Source organism: Oribacterium sp. oral taxon 102 (assembly GCF_013394775.1).
In the GTDB taxonomy this organism is placed as follows: Bacteria; Bacillota; Clostridia; order Lachnospirales; family Lachnospiraceae; genus Oribacterium.
The window spans coordinates 1,712,507-1,726,482 of the sequence record NZ_JABXYT010000001.1; the positions used below are offsets into that span (position 1 = coordinate 1,712,507).

General features: G+C 56.9%; 16 protein-coding genes. All 16 read right to left on the minus strand.

Annotated elements, in window-relative coordinates; translation table 11 throughout:
- Position 1: 1 nt before the first annotated feature.
- Positions 2 to 619 (minus strand): chemotaxis protein CheC, encoded by a 618-nt coding sequence (locus HW273_RS07760; protein ID WP_179011232.1) that lies wholly within the window; start codon positions 617 to 619, stop codon positions 2 to 4.
- A gap of 17 nt (positions 620 to 636) precedes the next feature.
- The gene (locus HW273_RS07765) at positions 637 to 1,443 is read right to left on the minus strand and encodes a flagellar hook-basal body complex protein (RefSeq protein ID WP_179011233.1); all 807 of its coding nucleotides are present in this window, start codon (positions 1,441 to 1,443) and stop codon (positions 637 to 639) included.
- A gap of 14 nt (positions 1,444 to 1,457) precedes the next feature.
- Complete coding sequence (locus tag HW273_RS07770) at positions 1,458 to 2,273, minus strand: flagellar hook-basal body protein (RefSeq protein WP_179011234.1); 816 nt, start codon at positions 2,271 to 2,273, stop codon at positions 1,458 to 1,460.
- 2 nt (positions 2,274 to 2,275) lie between these two features.
- Complete coding sequence (locus tag HW273_RS07775) at positions 2,276 to 3,052, minus strand: sigma-70 family RNA polymerase sigma factor (protein ID WP_179011235.1); 777 nt, start codon at positions 3,050 to 3,052, stop codon at positions 2,276 to 2,278.
- 3 nt (positions 3,053 to 3,055) lie between these two features.
- Positions 3,056 to 5,197, minus strand: coding sequence for a flagellar biosynthesis protein FlhA (flhA, locus tag HW273_RS07780; RefSeq protein WP_179011236.1), 2,142 nt, complete (start codon positions 5,195 to 5,197; stop codon positions 3,056 to 3,058).
- 31 nt (positions 5,198 to 5,228) lie between these two features.
- Complete coding sequence (gene flhB, locus HW273_RS07785) at positions 5,229 to 6,287, minus strand: flagellar biosynthesis protein FlhB (RefSeq protein WP_179011237.1); 1,059 nt, start codon at positions 6,285 to 6,287, stop codon at positions 5,229 to 5,231.
- Between the two features lie 57 nt (positions 6,288 to 6,344).
- A complete protein-coding gene (gene fliR / locus HW273_RS07790) occupies positions 6,345 to 7,100 on the minus strand; it encodes a flagellar biosynthetic protein FliR (RefSeq protein ID WP_179011238.1) in 756 nt (251 codons plus the stop codon).
- Positions 7,101 to 7,109: 9 nt separating this feature from the next.
- The gene (locus HW273_RS07795; RefSeq protein WP_179011239.1) at positions 7,110 to 7,376 is read right to left on the minus strand and encodes a flagellar biosynthetic protein FliQ; all 267 of its coding nucleotides are present in this window, start codon (positions 7,374 to 7,376) and stop codon (positions 7,110 to 7,112) included.
- Between the two features lie 102 nt (positions 7,377 to 7,478).
- The gene (gene fliP / locus HW273_RS07800; RefSeq protein ID WP_179011240.1) at positions 7,479 to 8,135 is read right to left on the minus strand and encodes a flagellar type III secretion system pore protein FliP; all 657 of its coding nucleotides are present in this window, start codon (positions 8,133 to 8,135) and stop codon (positions 7,479 to 7,481) included.
- Complete coding sequence (locus HW273_RS07805) at positions 8,128 to 8,499, minus strand: flagellar biosynthetic protein FliO (protein WP_179011241.1); 372 nt, start codon at positions 8,497 to 8,499, stop codon at positions 8,128 to 8,130. Before HW273_RS07805 ends, fliP begins: the two co-directional genes overlap by 8 nt.
- Positions 8,499 to 9,887, minus strand: a complete 1,389-nt coding sequence (gene fliN / locus HW273_RS07810; RefSeq protein WP_179011242.1) for a flagellar motor switch protein FliN — start codon at positions 9,885 to 9,887, stop codon at positions 8,499 to 8,501. Before fliN ends, HW273_RS07805 begins: the two co-directional genes overlap by 1 nt.
- A 27-nt stretch (positions 9,888 to 9,914) precedes the next feature.
- A complete protein-coding gene (gene flgC / locus HW273_RS07815) occupies positions 9,915 to 10,364 on the minus strand; it encodes a flagellar basal body rod protein FlgC (RefSeq protein ID WP_179011243.1) in 450 nt (149 codons plus the stop codon).
- A 47-nt stretch (positions 10,365 to 10,411) separates the two neighbouring features.
- Positions 10,412 to 10,780 carry a response regulator gene (locus HW273_RS07820; RefSeq protein ID WP_179011244.1) on the minus strand — a complete coding sequence of 123 codons (369 nt, stop codon included), beginning with the start codon at positions 10,778 to 10,780 and terminating at the stop codon, positions 10,412 to 10,414.
- A gap of 216 nt (positions 10,781 to 10,996) precedes the next feature.
- Positions 10,997 to 12,163 (minus strand): flagellar motor switch protein FliM, encoded by a 1,167-nt coding sequence (locus HW273_RS07825; RefSeq protein WP_179011245.1) that lies wholly within the window; start codon positions 12,161 to 12,163, stop codon positions 10,997 to 10,999.
- A 27-nt stretch (positions 12,164 to 12,190) separates the two neighbouring features.
- Entirely contained in the window at positions 12,191 to 13,159 is a 969-nt protein-coding gene (locus tag HW273_RS07830) for an OmpA/MotB family protein (protein WP_179011246.1), read from the minus strand.
- Entirely contained in the window at positions 13,156 to 13,968 is an 813-nt protein-coding gene (locus HW273_RS07835; protein ID WP_179011247.1) for a motility protein A, read from the minus strand. Before HW273_RS07835 ends, HW273_RS07830 begins: the two co-directional genes overlap by 4 nt.
- Positions 13,969 to 13,976 lie beyond the last annotated feature (8 nt).

The following is a 13,976-nucleotide window of genomic DNA, read 5'->3' on the forward strand; positions in this document are numbered from 1 at the left end:
ATCAAACCCCTAGCCTCGTCATGATCTCATTGAGGGATTCCATATGCGGAAGCATCAGGAGCCAGGACGGAAGCTTCCTGCCCTCCATCAGGAATTCCGCGTCGAAGGACATCAGCCGATCCGTCTCATTGCCCAGCTCCGCCATCGGGACGGTCAGGATGCCGCCCAGCATATTGACGGCGCTGCTCGGAACCGAAAGTGAGACATCCATCCCCGTCAGCCCTGTAAAGGCGTTGACATAGGAACAGATAATGATGTTACCCGCCTCCGTCAGCGCAGAATGCGCCATCTCGTCCATCGCCTCGAAGCCCGTATAGCAGCGCCCCAACAGCCGTTCCAGCACACAGTTCGCATAATCCGCGTTATAGAGGAAGAGCATCAGCCCATTCAGGTCACCACTCATCTGTACCAGCGTGGCACCGACGATTTCCTCTTCATTGCCGATCCGCTTCACCGCCTGGTTGTAGTCTAAGATGTGCACCTGCGGGATCGTGATGCGAACCTCCTTCTGTACAAGCTTGGACAGAGCGGTCGCCGCGTGGCTCGTCCCGATGGAGCCGATCTCCTTCATCACATCCAGCTCCTGAAGATTCATCTCCTCGTATCTTCTGATTTTCATGTTTCCCCCTGATCCGCTCAGCTTCTCAGCTGGTTAATGGTGCCCTCTACCTCATCGGAGGTCTGCACCATCTTCAGAGCGTAGGAAAACGCCCTTTGGCTCTCGATAAGATGCGTCATTTCCTTCGCGAGATCCGTGCCGGAGCTCTCGAGTGCGCCGCGAGTAAGAGAAGGATGCCTGAGCAGGCGTTCCGTATTCACGGCGCTGTCCTCCTCCCGAAGCTGAAACTCATTGTTTCCCACATTATTTAATCGGCTCGGAAAACGCAGAGTATAAACGGCAAGGTAGGGTTTTTCCGCTTCCTCTGTCTCCTCCTGCTCCTCCTCCGTCTCCAGGCCGTCCCGTATGGCGGCATCTCTCATGATCCGCTCTATCCCCGCCGCGCTCTCTGCGCGGAACGGCTCGCCGTTCTGGTCGAGCACCTGCTTTCCGCTCTGACTCAGTAGATAGAAGCGCCCCTCCTCCAGCTCGCCGGCATGGAAATGCCCGTCTCTTGTATAGCTGATTTTCCCGCTCGCCGGATCCCGCAGCTTGAAGAAGGCATTCCTGTCTCCGATTGCATAGTCGGTCAGGCTGCCAGTCGAACGAAGGGCGGAGGGCGAGAAATTTGTATTGGTACGGACGACGCAGGCGCTCGCGCCTGCCTGCAGCTCTGTCCTCTCCTCCCTTCCGGCATTCAAATTGTAGTTGATAAGCTCGGAAAATACCGCGTCCTTGGGCTTGAAGCCGTCGTTATTCACATTGGCGAGGTTGTTACCGACCACGCCGAGCCGCTTCTCCGCGGCGCTTGCGCCGAGCATTCCGGTGTAGAAGGACATATTCATAGGCTTTCTCCTTTTTACAGTCTTCCGACCTCGGTGGAGGCGCGGCTCAGCACCGAATCGTACATTTTCAGCATCTGCGCCGCACTTTGCAGCGCCCTCTGGCTGGACATCATGCTCGTCATCTCCTGCACCATATCCACATTGGAGCGTTCCAGCATCTTCCACTGAAGCTGCGTTCCCGCGGGAGGCGCGACGGCTGCCTGCTCCGTCGAGAAGATCCCGTTATCCTCCTTGTGCAGTGCAGTATAGTCCGCGAAGTCTACGATCCGGAGCCTCCCGAGTACGATATCCTCGTTCTCTTCCTCCTCCGTATCGCTCTCCTCCCCCTCCGTACCATCCTGCGTCCTTTGCTTCACCCGGAGGAGACGTCCGTCCGATGCTGCGGAGAAGCTTTCGTCCGGCAGGCGGATCGGCTGTCCGTCCTCCCCGAGCACCCGTCCGATCCCGGCAAGCTCGAGATAGCCCTCCCGATCCAGTGAGAACGCGCCGTTCCTCGTATAACGCGTCCCTGCTGCCGTTTCGATTGCGAAGAAGCCCCTGCCGCTCAGCGCGAAGTCGAAGCTGCCGTCTGTCATGTCGAAGGAGCCCTGCTCATAGTCCGTATAGGTTCGCGCCGCAGAATTGATCTTGCTCGTGACCGCAAGCTCCGTGGGATTCTCCTTGTTGTGACGCCCCGTCCGCAGCAGCATTTCCTCCCGGAAGCTGCTGCTGACCAGGGTGTCCTTCTTGTAGCCCGCAGTTTGCAGATTCGTCATGTTGTTGCTGATATTGTTCAGGTTCCGGCGCTGTGTCAGCATCCCGGACGCGAGATCATAAAAGCCCTGATACATCTCTATCCCTCCCTTACATACTCTGTCATCGCCGCCCGCAGCTTCCGTATCGCCATGCTGTGAAGCTGGGAGACCCTCGGCTGCGACAGCTCCATTACCTCCGCGATCTGGCTCATGTTCAGCTCCTCCACATAGTAGAGCGAGACCACGATCTTTTCCTTCTCCGGAAGGCTTTCGATCGCCGCGGAAAGCGTCCGGACATTCTCCCCATTGAGATAATGCCGCTCCGGCTGCACATTCGGATCCTCCGCAGGGATCTGCACCAGCACGTCGTCGCTCTCGTCGAAGGTGCGGTCCAGTGAAAGTACATTCACCATGCAGCCCATTTGCCGGATCTTCTGTATCCGCTTCGGACTCATATTAAGCTTCCTGCCGAGCTCCTCCTCCGTCGCGGTCCGCCCCAGCTTCTTCTGCAGCTCCGCGCCTGCCTCCTGTATCCTCCGGTTTTCCTTGTGATAGTTCCGCGGCAGCCAGTCATTCCGCCGGATCATATCGATCACCATGCCGCGGATCCGCCGGGAGATGAAGGTCTCGAACTTATTGTCCTTCGTCTCATCATAGCGGTCAATGGCGCGCATGATCTCGATCACCCCCTCGTTGACTACATCCTCCAGCTGCATGACATCCCTGTAGATTTCCCGCATCTGACAGGCGACGGAGCGGACGATATAGACATAGCGGAGGGTCAGCGCCTGCTTCACCTCCGTGCTGCCGTTTTCCCGGTAGAGCCGAAAAAGCTCTTCATTGCTCTTCTCTTCCAAATCCGGATTCTGCAACATTCCCTACTCCTCTTGACTTTGCTCGTCGAGCCGCAGGCTTCCGATCGCCTGAATCTGCACGTTGTTCGCCACCTCGTTGAAGGAGAGCACCCGGATCTTCGGGTAGAACTGTTCAATCAGATGGTAGAAATGCGGCCGCATAACCTGCGAGGTCAGGATCACCGGCGGCATACTCAGGGTATTGAATTTCCTGCTCTCCGCCGCCACCTGCGCGATCAGGCTCTGCAGAAGCTCCGGTCCCAGTGCGAGGTAAAGTCCGTTCTCGCCGCGGGCAAGAGAATTCACGAGGCTCCGCTCCAGCTCGGAATCCAGCGTGATAACCCTCATATTCCCGTCCGTACAGTACATCCTCGTGATCGTACGCTTCAGGGAAATACGGACGCGCTCTATGAGCTGATCCAGATCCTTCACCTGCATCCCGTTCTCGGTGATGCACTGGAACATTGTCTCCACAATGGTTTCCAGATCCTTGATTGACACACCCTCCCGAAGGAGCATCGTAAGTACCCTCTGCAGGAGACTGAAGCTGACGACATTCGGAAACGCCTCTGTACAGAGCTCCGGCGCGGTCTTCTTCAGATTTTCGACGAGGCGCGCCACCTCCTGCCGGCTCATCAGCTCATAGGCATGTACCTTCACCGTCTCAGAGAGATGCGAAAGCATGACCGAGAGCGGGTCAATGACGGTATAGCCGAAGAGCTCCGCCTTTTCCCGGTTTTCCGGCCGGATCCACCGGCTCGGGATCCCGTAGGCAGGCTCTATGGTCTCAATCCCGTCGATCGTCTCCTCAACATCATCCGGCTCCAGCGCCAGATAGTAATCGGTCAGGATTTCTCCCTGCGCAACCTGCTCGCCCTTGATCTTGATGACATACTCGTTCGTCCCGAGGTTCGCGGCGTCCCGGAGGCGGATCGACGGCATCACAAAGCCCATATCCTGCGCGTACTGTCTCCGGAAGATTACAATCCGGCTGACGAGACGCCCGCCGGAGGCTTCGTCGGCGAGGGGAATCAGACTGTAGCCAAAGTCCATCTCAATCGGCTCCACCTGCAGGAGGCTGTAGACATTGCTGACGTCCTTATAATATTCCTCCTCGGAAACTGCCTGCTTCGCTTCCTCCTGCGCTGCTGCAGCCTCTGCGCGGGGAACCCCTGCCAACGGCTCTCGCTGATACGCCTCCTCCCTCGCCAGCGCCGGCTCGCGCAGTATCCTGCGCTGCAGGAAATATCCTGCGACGAGGAAGCTGCCCGCCACCAGCCCAATCTGGAGAAACGGCATTCCGGGGATCACCATCAGCACCAGCATCACCATGCCGGTAATCATCATCGCCCGCGGCTGTGCCGTAAACTGCTTCGAGATGTCCTCATTGAGCGAGCCCTCAGAAACCGCCCGCGTCACGATCATGCCGGTGGAGACCGAGATCAGGAGGGACGGAATCTGTCCGACCAGCCCGTCTCCGACCGTCGCGATCGAGTAGGTGCTGAGCACTGTGCCAATGTCCTGTCCGGACTGCAATATCCCGATGATGCTCCCGCCGATCAGATTGATGGCAGTCGTAAGCAGCGACATGACGCCGTCGCCCTTCACGATCTTCGTCGCGCCGTCCATCGCGCCGTAAAAATCCGACTCTGTCTGGATCTTATTTCTACGCTCCCGCGCCTGCTGCTCGTTGATGATTCCCGCAGAGAGATCGGCGTCGATCGCCATCTGCTTGCCCGGCATCGCATCGAGCTTGAAGCGCGCTGCCACCTCCGATACCCGCTCCGCGCCCTTCGTGATGACGATAAACTGCATCAGGACGATGATCAGGTAGATGATCAGACCGATCACCACATTCCCCTGTACGACGAAGTCGCCAAATGCCTTGATAACCTGTCCGGAGGAGCCGCCGTGGGAAAGGATATTCCGCGTCGTGGAGACGTTGATGCCCAGCCGGAAGAGCGTCGTAATCAGCAGGAGGGATGGAAAAATGGACAGCTCAAGCGGCTCCCGTATGCTCATGGTAATGACCAGAATCATCATGGAGATTGCCATGTTTACCACGATGGCGGCGTCGACCAGCGGCGCCGGCAGCGGAATGATCAGGAGCAGTATGATCGTGAGTACGAAGAGTACCACGGAATTGTCAACCAGTTTCTTTGCCATTCTTCTTCCTGTCAGATGAAACTCCAAATGTCTATCTCAGCAGATCCTCCCGGTTCTGCTGTCGGTAAATGTAGACGAGAATCTCCGCCACCGCACCGTAGAACTCCGCGGGAATCTCTCTTCCCGGCTCGCACACCGGATACATCGCCCGTGCCAGCTCTCGGTTCTCGATCGCAGGGATGCCGTGCTCCCCCGCAACAGAGACGATGCGAAGCGCGAGAATATCCGCGCCCTTCGCGAGCACGAGGGGCGCCGCCTGCTTCTCCGGGTCATACTTCAGTGCTATCGCGAGATGCGTCGGATTTCGGATGATGACATCCGCCTCCGGCACCTGCTGCATCATCCGCATCTGCGACCGCTGTCTCTGCAGGGAGCGGATACGGCTCTTGATCTCCGGATTTCCCTCCGTCTGCTTGAACTCATCCTTGACCTCCTGCTTCGTCATTCGGAGATCCTGCTCATACTGCCATCTCTGGTAGAGATAGTCGAAAAAGGCAATCAGCAGGAAGACGCCTGCCACACGGATCACGAGATCATAGATCATATGAAGCAGCAATACCGCCGCATTCTGCACCTCCGTGTCCAGCATCCGCGCGAGCCTGAGGACGTCCTCCTTCAGGAGCGTGTAGAGCAGCACCAGAAGGATCGTGATCTTGAGTATGTTTTTCAGCAGCTCCACAAGATTCTTCATAGAGAAAACCCGTTTCAGTCCGCTCGCCGGGCTCAGCCGCGAAAGCTTCGGGCGGAGCGGGGTAAAGGAGACGTTGAAGCGGGTCTGCGCACCGTTCGCGAGCACGGCGAAGAGTGCCGAGAGCAGGAGGAGCGGCAGGACATCCCTGAGGATCAGGAAGAGCAGGCTGTAGAAAAGCTGAGCACTGAGTGCCTGCTCTGTTTCGAGCAGACCACAGATACGGATGAAAAAGCCCCCCACATCTCCGTAGATATAGGGCAGCATCCAGCGAATCGCCGTAAACATCCCGAAGACCATCACGACCGTCACCGCATCCCGGCTCTGGAAAACATTTCCCTCTTTCTTGGCGTCCCCCCGCTTTTTCGCGGTAGGGGCTTCGGTTTTTTCCTCGCCTGCCACTTACCCTGCCTCTCTTTCCCGTATATTCCGCCTTCCCTTCCCGCCGGGCTCCATCTCTCAGCGCAGAAGCTGCAGCAGTTCCCGAAGCACTGTGTTCATCTGCTCCAGCACACGGTTCATCCGGTCTGTCAGCGGATTCAGAAGGAAGAAGAGCATCATCAGTCCGACGAGAATCTTCGTCTGAAAGTTCACGACAAAGATATTGATCTGCGGGATGACCCGCATCAGTATACCCAGCGATACCTCCGTCATCAGCTCTATCCCCATGATCGGAAAGGCGATCTGCAGTCCCGCGAGGACAGCGCTTCGGAAAATCTCCAGCATATAGCCCGGAACCCTCTCTATATGGAGAGATGCCGTCCCGAGCGGAATCGTCTCCGCCGTCTCGAACAGGAGCCTAAGGAAGTGCAGGTGCCCATCCGTCGCGAAAAAAAGCAGGATCAGCAGACTGTAGAAAAGCCCTGATGTGACCGTAGACTGCGTATTGGTCGAGGGATCGAATACCTGTGCCATATTGAGTCCCATAGAGAAATCCATGATCGAGGTTGCGAAGCGGATCGTCAGAAAAACGAGCTCTATGCCAAAGCCGAGGCAGAAGCCGATATAGAGCTCCCTGAGGAGCAGCAGTCCGAATTCGAGAAGCGTCTCCGGCTCCATAGGGAGCCGCCCTCCGACATAGCTGTACAGCATCAGGGAGAGCATCAGCACCAGCGCCGCCCGGAAGCGCGCAGGTAAGCCGCTCACTCTAAGAACAGGATGAAAAGCAATCGCCCCGCTCATTCGCATCACTATGAGACAGAAAAGAACAAACATCTTCTCCTCCTATACGCCTGCGATCAGCGAGGTGATATTCTGAAAAAAATCCTGTATGCTCCGGAGCAGGGTGCCTCCGAGCAGGGTCAGCATCGCAATGATCGCGATCAGCTTCGGCACGAAGGAGAGCGTCTGCTCCTGAATCGAGGTCGCTGCCTGAAAAATCGCCACGACAATCCCCAGTATCATGCTCACCAAAAGGAAGGGGAGCGCGGTGCGAAGTGCGAGCATAAAGGTTTGATTCATAATATCCAGAATCTGTACATTGTCCAGCATATTTTTCTTTTCCCCTCCGGCAGGCTTCTGCTCTGAGAAAGCGCTGATTTGTTCATAGCTCACGCCTTGGCATGCAGCTTTCTACGCTTAATCAGTGCTTCCCTAATTGAAGCTCCGCACAATACTGGAGAACAGAAGCCCCCAACCGTCCACCGTTACGAAGAGCAGGAGCTTGAATGGCATCGAGACCATCGCCGGCGGCAGCATCATCATTCCCATCGCCATCAGCGTCGTCGAGACGACGATATCGATCAGCAGGAACGGCAGATAGATCAGAAGCCCTGCCATGAAGCCGCGCTTGAGCTCCGAGGTCATGAAGGCGGGTGTCACCACCGTGAGCGGATAATCCCGCGCGTCCCCCTGCAGCTCCGTCTTCGACATCTCCACGAAGCGGGACAGCGTTGCGGACTCCGTATTCCGAAGCATGAACTCCTTCATCTCTGCGCTCATCCTGTCTATGCACTGCTCCTGTGTGATCGTCCCGTTCTTATAGGGCTTGTACGCTTCCTCATTGATTCGTGTCAGCGTCGGATTCATGATGTAGAGTGTCAGGAAAATGCTGATCCCCACCAGAACCATGTTCGGGGGCGTCTGCTGCACCCCCATCGCCGTCCGCGTAAACGAGAGGATAATGATGGTTCGCGTAAACGAGGTCATCATGATCACGATGGACGGGAGCAGCGCCACCAGCGTGATCAGATAGATCAGCTCCAGCGAGGGAACGGAGCCCCCGTTCAAGCCGGACAAAAGCTCATTCATCTCTATCTACCTGTCCTTCCCTGCCTGCGCCGATACTGCGGCGGCGGAGCAGCTCCCGGAAGCTCTGCGGGAGCCGCTCTGCGGAGATCCCCCTGTTCTCTCTCGGATACTCCCCCGAAAGCTCCGAAAGCAGGCAGATGCCGTCCGCCCCGGAGCCGAGCAGCAGGAGCCGATCCTCCTTTTCCAGCCGGAGGATGAGAAGCTCTCTGTCCTGCCCCAGCGGAAGCCGATCCACGAGCTCCATATACCGTGCCCTGCCGAGCATGCGCCAGTGCTTCCCCAGAAGACGGCTGCTGCCGTATGCCATGAGCAGGATCAGTATCATCAGCAGAATGCCGGATACTATGGAAATCGCGTCATTCATCAGAGGCTCTCCTGATTGATATCCTTCTTCAGGATCTCGGTGATTCGAATGCCGAAGTTGTCCTCCACGACGACGATATCCCCTCTTGCGATACACTCTCCGTTGACGAAAAGATCCGCCTGCTCTCCCGCCATCTTGTCCAGCACCACCAGAGAGCCCTGTGTAAATTCGAGGATATCCTTTACCAGCTTCCGCGTCCTGCCGATCTCGACGGAGATCTCCAGCGGAACCTTCATCAGCATCTCGCGGTTGTCGGCATTCTCCTCCCGCTCCTCCCGATCTCCGGCGAATTCTCTGGAATTCAGCGGCTTCACGAGATTCGCCTCCCTCGGCTTCTCCTCTCTCTTCGTGCCGCTATCCCGCATATCCCGAATCAGCTCCAGCATCTGCGTCTGAGACTGCTGCATCTGTGTGAGAAGCTGCATCGTGAGGGGATCCGCCTGCATCGGCATATAAGGCTGCGGGATAGACTGTGCCATGGTATGCGGAGCCGGCTGCGGGATCGCCGCGGCAGCAGCTTCCGGCATCGCCTGAGAAAATGCGGGCTCCGAAGCCTCCGGCTGCTTCGATACGGAGCCCTCCGCCGTCTCCTCCTCCGATGCACTCGACGCGCTGTCCTGCTCTGCCAGAAGACCTGCGAGCATCGCGTCGGCAGCGCTCTGGTCGAGCGGCTTGGAGACATCCGATTCCGGATTCTGCAGCAGCTCAGGGCTCTCCTCCTGCTCTGTGCGCTCTGTCTCCGCTGCGGCAGGCTCCTCCGGGACAGCTGCTTCCTCCGCGGCCTCTCCGAGAAGCCCAAATTGCTCCTGGAAGGGCTTCAGCAGCCGCTTTACCAGCTCTACCGACATGATATTCAGGAATTGGCTGGTCAGCTTTCCCTCGATCTCGAGAGCGAAGCGCACGACCACTCTCGGCTCCATCGCCTCGAAATACTTGTCCTTGAACGCATTTTCATTCTCAATCTCATAGGAAATCGGGGTGGAAATATTGACAGTCGTCCCGAGAAACTCTGAAAGCGCCGTCGCGGAGGAGCCCATCATCTGGTTCATCACCTCGCGGATCGCGCTCGAGTTGATCTCGTCCATCTCGAAGCTGTCCTCCGGGATCTCCATGCCCATCATCATTCCGACGATGATACGCACATCGTTCCGGCTGAACATCATCACATTCGTCCCGTCCAGCCCCTCGATGTAGGAAATCTCCACGCCGATCGCCGGTTCCAGCTCCTTGAACTCAAATTCGTCCCGGTTCTGCACCAGCACAGTCGGCGTCGTAATATTGACCTTTCCGCCCAGAAGTGTGGATACGGCTGTGGCAGACGCTCCCAGGCTGATATTCATAATCTCGCCGATTGCGTCTATCTCCATTGTGTTAAAGACGTTTGCCATCTTTCTGTTCCCCTTCTATTTCTTGCCTTATTTTCCGATATCCAGTGCGCTCTGCGCCATTGCCTTCATCGCGTTTAAAGCGGTGACATTCGCCTCGTAGGAGCGCGTTGCGGACATGCTGTCCACCGTCTCCTTCAGGATGTCCACATTCGGGTAATTGACATAGCCGTCCGCATCCGCATCGGGATGATTCGGATTATAAACCCGCTTCATCTCCCTGTCGTCTGTGACAATGCCGGAAACTCTGACGCCCGCACGCTGACCGCGGAAGCCCTTTCCCGCCTGCGCGTTCCGAAGCGCCTCCCGGAAGGACTGCGCTCCGAAGCTCTCGAAGACCACGTCCTTTCTCCGGTATGCGCCGCCGGACTCCGTCCGGGTCGTCTCGACATTGGCAATATTTTCCGCGGCGATATCCATGCGGACACGCTGCGCGCTCATTCCCGAGGCGCTGATATCAAAAGAATTCAGAAATGACATGACCCCATCCCTTTCTCAAAGCTCTCGCAAAAATGAGATATCCATCTTCACATGCCGAGAATGGTCTTGACAGTCGAAGTGATCCGCTCCGCGTTGAAGGGCTTCACTACGAAGTCCTTCGCGCCGGACTTGATCGCATCCACAACCATGCTCTCCTGCCCCATCGCGGTGCACATCACCACCTTGGCATCCGAATGCGCCTCCTTGATCTTCTTCAGCGCCTGCAGGCCGTCCATATTCGGCATTGTGATGTCCATGATGACGAGATCCGGATTCTCCTCATCATACTTCTTCACCGCCTCCAGCCCGTCCTGCGCCTCCACGAAGGTGCAGTCGGCGAAGCCGCCCTTGGTCAGGGAGTTCTTGACCATCATCCGCATGAACGCTGCATCATCCACCAACATAATCTTTGCCATTTCTTATTCTCCTTACTTCCTATATTGATCCTATTTATAAAAAGCGGCAGTACCGCTCCGCTCCCTGTAATCGCTGTGAGACCGCTGCGAGTTTGACTGGGTTCACTTCGGTCTTGTAGACCTCAGTGAATCTGACCCCGTCAGACATAGACTTCGCGCTTTGCGCTCCGTCTACGCCATATCGCTTCGCAGTTTCCCTTATGGAAACTGCTCCGCTCAAACTTCTCCGCTGCCTAATTCCCGGAGGCGTTCCAGATCCCGCTCCTTCTCCGCCTGGGAGATCAGCTTCTTCTGGAAGGGCTCAGGCGCACCGCCCGGCGTCGTCTCCCAGCTGCCGTCGTTTCCCTCCTCAGTCTCTTCATTCTTCTGCATAATGCGATCCTCGATCCGGACGGCGATATTCTTTTTATATACGCCCATCCGTCCGGTGAACCACGGCTGCTTTCCCACATAGAGCCGAACCGTGCTGTCCTTCGGTTTATTGAGATCGATCACATCGCCAACGCGGAGGTGGTAGAGATCCCGGATGTCCAGCTTCACGACGCCGAGTTGCCCCGTCATCGGGAACTCCGAGCCGCGGAGATGCTCCAGTATCGTCTCCTCGTTGTTTTCATAGGCGAAGCCTCTCGCAAGATGCTTCCGATTGTCAATGATCTTGAAAATGTGCTCAAGCAGCGAGCCGGGGAGACAGAGCCGGATCTTTTCCGCCGCCAGCCCCGAGACGTCCACATTAAACTCCGCCATTACGACGGTCTCGTCCAGCCCCACCTCCTGCACCATGGAGGGATTCTCCTCCACGCGGCTGATGCGGAACTCTGCCGAGATATAGTTCGAGAAGCCGTCACCGAGCGCATGCGTAATATACTCCAGGATCCGGCGATACAGCGCCATCTCCACATCCGAATAGCGATAGTTCTCCTCCACCTTGGTGAAGGAATCCGAGCCCCCAAGCATGTGGCTCACGAGCGTGAGCGTGAGTCCCGGCGTGATGTAGATCATCATCGGCACATTGCTCTTCCCCTTCGAGCGCACATAGGTATCCACCAGCGTCATGCAGTCATTCTCATGGAAGAAATTCACATACTCATAGTAGCGCGTCTCCCGGAGATCCAGCACCGTGATATCCGTCATGGTGCGGAAGATCCCGTTTACCTGCGAGGTGAGTATCCGGGCATAGTTCTCAAATATGCTCTTCAACAGCTTCATCTTCTCCTTCGTAAATTTACGAGGGCTGTAGAAGTCATACTTGTTGTAGCCTTCTTCCTTTGTATCTGCCGCCGCTGCCACGACCTGCTTCTCCGGCTTCGCCTCCGGTTCTGCCGGGCTGTCCTTCATGGACTTGAGAAGCGCGTCGATCTGGCTTTGGGATAGTACTTCTGCCATTCTCTAAAACCTCTTATCTCCTATAGCTTACGGCGCCGCGGTCTCCGCCCCTCCGGAGGGCGCGGCTTCTCCCCCCGGCTCCGGCGGTTCTCCCGTGCTCTCCTCTGTGAACGCCGTGGTCTCCGGCTGCCCGGTCTCCTCGTTCGAGTGCTCCTCCGCCTGTTCTGTCATCCCGTCTGTGATGATGGTCTTGTTCTCATTGTTTCCATTCCGGTATTCCGCGTAATATTCGTCGAGATCCCGGATGGTTCCTCCTTTGTCGATAATCAGAATTTCCACTCTCCGGTTCTTCGCTCTCCCCGCGGCAGTCGCATTATCCGCAACCGGGTGGAACTGCCCATAGCCGATGCTGACCAGCTTGTCGGAATCCACGACATTTCTTCCCTGAATGAAGATGCAGACCTCTGCCGCCCGCATTACGGACAGCATACGATCGTTTCTCGGATTGTTCGGCCGCGCAGGATCCCCCTGCGCGGTATGTCCCATAATATTCACCTGGGAAATCTGATCGTTATATTTTCCTATTGTATCACAAAAAACGCTGAGTGTCTCCTGCCCCTGCACGGTCAGCACAGAGCTGTCTCCATCGAAGAAAGCCTTGTCCGTGAAGGTAATGAAGGTATAGTCTGTCCCGCGGGTGCTGGAAACGCCGGAAACCCCCGCGGCATCCAGCGCTTTCGCGATCTGGATATAAAGCTGGTTCATGTCCGCTTCCTCGACCAGATTCTGCGGTACCTTTTCGTCCCCGACCTTCCCGCCGAGCTCCGTCAGCGTGTCGTTTCCGGTCGCGGGCGCGTTCAGAATGATCTGCTCCGCCGTCTTGTCTCCCGGACGTCCGTTCGGGTAGATACTCTGTACGAAGAGATCCCATTTCTGGGAATCCACTGTAGACATGGAGTACAGAAGCACGAAAAAGGTCATCAGCAGGGTCACGAGGTCGCCATAGGTATCCATCCAGTTGCCGCCGGCGTCGTCCCCTCCTCCTCTTTTCTTCATGATGCCTCGCCTCCTCCTGCCGGCGCAGCCTTCGCAAGCAGCTTCTTGGACTGCTTCTGCGTCAGAGAGGAAAGCAGCCTCTCCCGGATCACCTTCGGATTATCGCCGGACTGGATCGCGATCACGCCTTCAATGATGGTGGAGCAGTACAGTACCTCCTCCTCCCCCTTGATACCGAGCTTCTGTGCGATCGGATGAAAGAATACATTGGAAAGCGCAGAGCCGTAGAAGGTCGTGATCAGCGCGACGCCCATATCCTGTCCGAGGGTATTCGCACCGCCGGATCCTGACATATCCATGCCCTTCAGCATGTTGACCAATCCTACCAGCGTACCGATCATACCGAAGGCAGGCGCCAGCGCTGAGCCCTTCAGGTACATCCCCCGCGCCTCGTCATGACGGCTCATCATATCCTCGACCTGCCGCTCCAGCGCCGCCCTTACCTTGTCCGGGTCATTGGCATCGACGATCATCACCACCGCCTGCTTGAAAAAGGGCTCCTTGATCTCCTCCGCCTTCTCCTCCAGCGCCAGCAGTCCGCTCTGCCGCGCGATCAGCGCCAGATCTACGATCTGCTCCACGACCTTCGGCACATTGTACTTCCTGCCGCCGCGCACGCAGATCGCGATATGCTTCGGGATCTGCGAGAGCACCCGAACCGGATAGCAGGCGATCAGCGCCGCTACGGTACCGCCGAGAACGATCAAAAGCGACGGAATATCAATGAAATTTCCCAGCTTCTGAACCGTTATTCCGTTTACGATCAGGACGATCGCTAAAATCCATCCTATGATTAGCGTCGGATCCATAGTTTTCC

Bases quoted from the DNA above. Each gene is read 5' to 3' on its own strand.
- HW273_RS07805 (WP_179011241.1), bottom strand. From the start codon at position 8,499: ATGAATGACGCGATTTCCATAGTATCCGGCATTCTGCTGATGATACTG.
- HW273_RS07775 (WP_179011235.1), bottom strand. From the start codon at position 3,052: ATGTTGCAGAATCCGGATTTGGAAGAGAAGAGCAATGAAGAGCTTTTT.
- HW273_RS07825 (WP_179011245.1), bottom strand. From the start codon at position 12,163: ATGGCAGAAGTACTATCCCAAAGCCAGATCGACGCGCTTCTCAAGTCC.
- fliN (WP_179011242.1), bottom strand. From the start codon at position 9,887: ATGGCAAACGTCTTTAACACAATGGAGATAGACGCAATCGGCGAGATT.
- HW273_RS07760 (WP_179011232.1), bottom strand. From the start codon at position 619: ATGAAAATCAGAAGATACGAGGAGATGAATCTTCAGGAGCTGGATGTG.
- flgC (WP_179011243.1), bottom strand. From the start codon at position 10,364: ATGTCATTTCTGAATTCTTTTGATATCAGCGCCTCGGGAATGAGCGCG.
- HW273_RS07765 (WP_179011233.1), bottom strand. From the start codon at position 1,443: ATGAATATGTCCTTCTACACCGGAATGCTCGGCGCAAGCGCCGCGGAG.
- HW273_RS07830 (WP_179011246.1), bottom strand. From the start codon at position 13,159: ATGAAGAAAAGAGGAGGAGGGGACGACGCCGGCGGCAACTGGATGGAT.
- fliR (WP_179011238.1), bottom strand. From the start codon at position 7,100: ATGTTTGTTCTTTTCTGTCTCATAGTGATGCGAATGAGCGGGGCGATT.
- HW273_RS07835 (WP_179011247.1), bottom strand. From the start codon at position 13,968: ATGGATCCGACGCTAATCATAGGATGGATTTTAGCGATCGTCCTGATC.
- HW273_RS07770 (WP_179011234.1), bottom strand. From the start codon at position 2,273: ATGTATCAGGGCTTTTATGATCTCGCGTCCGGGATGCTGACACAGCGC.
- fliP (WP_179011240.1), bottom strand. From the start codon at position 8,135: ATGAATGAGCTTTTGTCCGGCTTGAACGGGGGCTCCGTTCCCTCGCTG.
- flhA (WP_179011236.1), bottom strand. From the start codon at position 5,197: ATGGCAAAGAAACTGGTTGACAATTCCGTGGTACTCTTCGTACTCACG.
- HW273_RS07820 (WP_179011244.1), bottom strand. From the start codon at position 10,780: ATGGCAAAGATTATGTTGGTGGATGATGCAGCGTTCATGCGGATGATG.
- HW273_RS07795 (WP_179011239.1), bottom strand. From the start codon at position 7,376: ATGCTGGACAATGTACAGATTCTGGATATTATGAATCAAACCTTTATG.